Source organism: Hymenobacter artigasi, assembly GCF_012275535.1.
Taxonomy (GTDB): Bacteria; Bacteroidota; Bacteroidia; order Cytophagales; family Hymenobacteraceae; genus Hymenobacter; species Hymenobacter artigasi.
Map to the genome: position 1 here is coordinate 1,981 of NZ_JAAVTK010000035.1, position 1,108 is coordinate 3,088.

The 1,108-nt window shown below is 53.6% G+C and carries 1 other annotated feature (cut by both window edges).

Annotation, left to right across the window (positions count from 1 at the left end):
• Positions 1–1,108, bottom strand: a sequence feature (most likely nonfunctional fraction of RNA operon) (it extends past both window edges: 1,745 nt to the left, 1,428 nt to the right).

Below are 1,108 nucleotides of genomic sequence, written 5' to 3' on the forward strand. Positions count from 1 at the left end.
GTGCCTGACGACACGCCTTCACCGCAAGGAGAATGCTCCCCTACCACGTAGCAGTCTTGCATGCTACATCCAAAGCTTCGGTACTAGATTTGATGCCCGCGTATTATCGACGCCCGCTCGCTCGACCAGTGAGCTGTTACGCACTCTTTAAAGGAATGGCTGCTTCCAAGCCAACCTCCTGGCTGTCAAAGCAAGTGGACCTCCTTTGTTCAACTTAATCTAGATTTAGGGACCTTAGCTGTTGGTCTGGGTTCTTTCCCTCTCGGCCGGGGACCTTAGCACCCCAGGCCTCACTGCCGTGTATAGCCATTGGCATTCGGAGTTCATCAGGATTCGGTAGGCTCTGACACCCCCTAGTCCTATTGGTAGCTCTACCTCCAATGACCTCAACCACGACGCTGTACCTCAATACATTTCGGGGAGTACGAGCTATTTCTCAGTTTGATTGGCCTTTCACCCCTACCCTCAAGTCATCCAAATCCTTTTCAACGGAAACTGGTTCGGTCCTCCAGTGCATGTTACTGCACCTTCAACCTGCTCAAGGGTAGCTCACAAAGTTTCGCGTCTACCCCCCCCGACTGCACGCCCTGTTCAGACTCGCTTTCGCTGCGGCTCCGCGCCTTAAAGCGCTTAACCTTGCCGGGGAGGAGTAACTCGTAGGCTCATTATGCAAAAGGCACGCTATCAGGCCACTAAAGCCCTCTAACTGCTTGTAAGCACACGGTTTCAGGTTCTTTTCACTCCGGTATTCCCGGTTCTTTTCACCTTTCCCTCACGGTACTAGTTCACTATCGGTGTCTCAGGAGTATGTAGCCTTAGCGGATGGTGCCGCTCGATTCAGACGGGGTTTCTCCGGCCCCGCCCTACTCAGGGTACCGCTACCGTGAATCAGAAGTGTCGCTTACCGGACTCTCACCGTCTATGGTGCCGTTTCCCAACGGCTTCAGCTACCTCGATTCAATCAGATGTCGCGGCCCTACAACCCCGGATTGGCCGTAACCAACCCGGTTTGGGCTCCTCCCCGTTCGCTCGCCACTACTTGGGGAATCATTGTTATTTTCTTTTCCTGCAGGTACTTAGATGTTTCAGTTCCCTGCGTTTGCCACCG